The organism is Lacticaseibacillus salsurae (genome assembly GCF_045862175.1).
In the GTDB taxonomy this organism is placed as follows: domain Bacteria; phylum Bacillota; class Bacilli; order Lactobacillales; family Lactobacillaceae; genus Lacticaseibacillus; species Lacticaseibacillus salsurae.
This window is the reverse complement of record NZ_BAAFZI010000101.1, coordinates 1-3,800: the sequence shown is the minus strand read 5'-3', so window position 1 is coordinate 3,800 and position 3,800 is coordinate 1. Positions and strand designations below refer to the sequence as shown.

General features: G+C 47.4%; 4 protein-coding genes and 1 pseudogene. 2 read left to right on the top strand and 3 right to left on the bottom strand.

The features are described 5' to 3' along the window. Positions 1-125: 125 nt before the first annotated feature. A pseudogene (locus ACKTSG_RS14365) lies at positions 126-263 on the top strand (IS30 family transposase); the annotation flags it as partial. 69 nt (positions 264-332) lie between these two features. On the opposite strand, the gene ACKTSG_RS13795 reads toward ACKTSG_RS14365, so the two are convergent. Further along, entirely contained in the window at positions 333-1,175 is an 843-nt protein-coding gene (locus ACKTSG_RS13795) for a TPM domain-containing protein (protein WP_407895570.1), read from the bottom strand. A gap of 13 nt (positions 1,176-1,188) precedes the next feature. Continuing rightward, positions 1,189-1,776 (bottom strand): LemA family protein, encoded by a 588-nt coding sequence (locus tag ACKTSG_RS13790; protein WP_407895568.1) that lies wholly within the window; start codon positions 1,774-1,776, stop codon positions 1,189-1,191. 160 nt (positions 1,777-1,936) lie between these two features. Between ACKTSG_RS13790 and ACKTSG_RS13785 the strand changes: the two genes are divergently transcribed. After that, positions 1,937-3,229: a DUF4767 domain-containing protein gene (locus tag ACKTSG_RS13785; protein ID WP_407895566.1), complete on the top strand. Its 1,293-nt coding sequence runs from the start codon at positions 1,937-1,939 to the stop codon at positions 3,227-3,229. 81 nt (positions 3,230-3,310) lie between these two features. On the opposite strand, the gene ACKTSG_RS13780 is transcribed toward ACKTSG_RS13785, so the two are convergent. After that, positions 3,311-3,800, bottom strand: a 490-nt coding sequence (locus tag ACKTSG_RS13780; RefSeq protein ID WP_407893424.1) for a transposase, incomplete at its 5' end; no start/stop codon positions are given.

Here is a 3,800-nt window from a genome sequence, read left to right as displayed (position 1 = left end):
GTCAATCGCCGGATTTTCGTGCATAAAAATAGCGTCAAATAATTTCGGTAGTCCGGCAGATCGGGGCTGGAATTATTTGACGCTTATTTGAGTAATCGGAACGGTATAAACTGCGCGATGACACCAAAGGAACAGACATCGCTACGATCACAGACGAGGAAATCAACCGAATGGTGTGGCAAATCAACACTCGACCACGCAAGATGTTCGGATGGAAATCTTCGCTTGAAGTCTTCTGGTCAGAGATGTTCCACTTAGCTTGACAATTCAAGCAAGCAAAAACACCCAGACCAGTCGCCTGAGTGTTCTCATTGTACTTTTAGTTATCGTGGTTAAACGCCAGCGCCACCGCCGCCGCCATCACCGCCGCCCCAACCGGAGCCACCACCAAATCCGCCACCTGAACCGCCATCAAACGGTCCGCGTGGTCCGCGACGACCACTGCTGAGCAAACTGCCAAGAATGCCCCACAAGATCCAGTCGTTGTTACCGCGACGTCTTCGACCACCGCCACCACCATTACCGCCGCCCATGGACAGCAGAATAATAATGGCGATCACCACGCCAAACGCCACTTTAATAATGCCACTGAACAAACTATTACTACGGGACTCTGATTGTTGTTCAGTTTCCGCATCTGAGTCAGTGGTGGCCGATTTGAACTTGTACTTTTTGTCGATGACTTTAGCAACATCTTTGAACACGCCGCGAATCGCGGTATTCACCCGCGCATCAGATTTCGATTTGATGTCTGATAAATGCGCTTGTAAGATCTGCTCGGCTTGCGCGTCAGTTAAATCGGCTTCCATGCCGTAACCGGTGGAAATGAACATGTTATTTTTGCCACTGTTTTTGGCAAACACGATCACGACCCCATTGTTACGCTTAGCATTGCCGACACCCCAATTGTGCAAAATATCAGCAGCATACGACGCGATATCGCCGCCGCTGGACTTCACCACGGCCACGCCGATTTGCGGTTGTTGGGTGGTGTTGCTCCAAGTCTTGTTCGTCGAATTGATCAAGGATTTACTTTGATCATCTAACAAATTCAAGCCATCATAATAATTCACGCCAGATGGTTTGTCTGGCACGGTGGCGGCATGCACCGGCTGCGCTGCAAACAGCCACATAAATAGTGGCAATAATAGGAGCCACCAGCGATGCTTTTTCATTTCATCACATCTTTCAGTTGTTCAAATCGACCTTTGGCACTTCGCTAGCTGATGGATCGGCTTTGAAGGTCGCCTTTTGGCCTAAGCCCATCATGTTGGCAAAAATGTTCTTCGGGAAGGTCACAACACTTTGATTGTAGGCCTTCACGTCTTCAATATAGCGTTGCCGTTCAGTACTGATGCGGTTTTCGCTACCTTCCAGTTGGGTCATCAAGGTTTGGACATTGGCTTGAGAAGACAGTTTCGGATAAGATTCTTTGATCACAGAAATTAAATTAGCCGTTTGGGCTTGTAATTGACTATCTGCTGTCGCCTTGGCTTTGGTCGTGGTCGCATTGTTATAGTTGCTGCGCGCTTTGGCGATGTTGTCAAAAATCTCGGTTTCGTGATTCATGGACCCTTTAACGGCATTGACCAAGTTTGGAATCAAGTCGGCGCGCCGTTGCATGACGTTTTCCACTTGGCTCCATTGGGCAGTGACTTCCTGATTTTGCTTGGCTAAGCTGTTGTAGGTGCTGACGCCGTAAATACCGAAGATCACCGCAACGGCTGCGATGATCAGCCCAGTGATCGCCACGGGACTCAATCGTTTGCTTTGCATTGTGTTAACCCCTCTCTAGATATCTTTAGTGTACCATGACGCCTGCACGTCGCGTCAGGCTTAAGGCCGATATCTTTGCCATATAATCTCAACATTGTCAGGCTTGAAAGCGAATTCATTTTGATGGAAAATACAGTGAATGGGTAGGGGGAGTTTTATCATGAGCAGATTACGTAGCGACGCTAAACAAGAATCAGCGAGCATTGGGTGGTTTTTCTTAGGTTTGTTCTTGCCAATTGTTGGCCTCATATTATTTCTCGTCTGGATTCACGAACAGCCTGCTAAGGCAAAAAGATCTGGTATTGGGGCGCTATCTGGCTGCTTCATTGGTATCATGGCAGCGATTATTTTTGGCGTCTTCGTCCATTTTAAAGTGACGCCTCATGTCACAAGCTCTTCTGCAACGACCTCAAGCAACATCGTTAGTGCTCAAAACCATACAACAATCGCTTGGAATAAGACCAAGGACCACCATTTATCCGAATTCATGCAAAGTTTCGCAAAAGCAAAGCATCAAAATTACACCATTGTCAGTTCAACGTCAAAGACACAGTGGTACTCAAAAAATCTTTCAACTGCGATCAAGCATCACTTATCACTCACAGTTGACGATGCGCATCAATCTGCAAACTGGTTTCCTTCAGCAAAACATGCAAGTTCTAAAGCGACAAATATTATTGCGGCCTATGCTGACAGCGAAAAACACCGCTTATATTTATTTACGTTAAAGGCAAACGGAACGGGTAAGGTTCTGATCGCACAAGATGCCATCAAAAACGGACGACTTTCGGTGCGTCAAACGAAAAATGAACAACTCAAAACCGGCTATCAACAAATTCTCAAGGGAAATCCAGCCGTTTTCACCAGTAATGCTTCAAGTCAACATTCAACCAGTTCCGCAGCAAAACCAGTATTTCCATCAAACTTTATCGGGACTTGGTACGGGTGGTCGTATGAAAAACAATATACAGTGATCATTACTGAAAATTCAATTGCCTTCGACGATAAACCTTTACCGGTCCATTGGCAAAATGAACACACGAAAGCCGACAAACAATTGCTGATGTCTAATAGCGACATCAGCAATGAAATTAGTGAGTCGCCTCATGCTCGTTGGCAAAGCGCAATGTTGTCAACTGCGCCAGGCGCAAACGTCCCGATGATCAGCCTCAGGGGATGGTTTCAAACTGCCGGCGCTGGCGAATTCTACTGGGTTGAATCCCGAGATCTCAACGGTACGCAACAGCCTGTACTGGCCATGGCCTCTGGCGCACAAGAAATTGTCGATACCAATTTCTACCAGACACCACAACTTGCGGATCAATACAAAGACACTATCTTCAGCGATGAACCGACTACTTCTAACCTGGATTATTCACCTCGGTATTGGGGACATGAAATCGCATCTGGCCGGTCTGAAAGCAACGTTTGGATCGTTGCGAATACTGACTGAGCGGAGAAGTTGGTGATCGATGCACCACGAACAGACCGACCCAGTTTTCGGCTCGACGCACGACCTATTCAGTTATTCAGTTCAGGTCGCCAACTGATGGACTTCGTCCATGAGCCGACTAAACCAGTTCTTGTAAACATAGTTAGAAGCAAGATGAATCACCACACGACGGGCGTGCCAAGTAATCCTACCGGCGATGTGAAAGAGACTGAACCGTAGCGAGGAGATGGTTGAACGACGGTCTTCCGAGACAAAGAGCTGTTTAAAGAGCTGAACCAGGTTATAGGCAATACCGGTGATCAAGGCTCGTGCAGTGTTCCGTGCAAAAGTTGAGCTGTCTGTTTTGTCAAAGCCAAACCCGCATTTCAGCTCCTTAATTTGGTTCTCAGCATTGCCCCGCTGTCTATAGGTCTTGAACAAAGTCTCTGGAGCCTCGGAGGCCAGGCTGGTCACTACGAATGCGTGGTTCCAGGGAACTAGCTCATCTGCCGTATGAGTAGAACATACGATAACACGGCGAGCTTTACCCCATGACGCGGCCTGATACTTGAATTCGTGGTAGACGCATTTG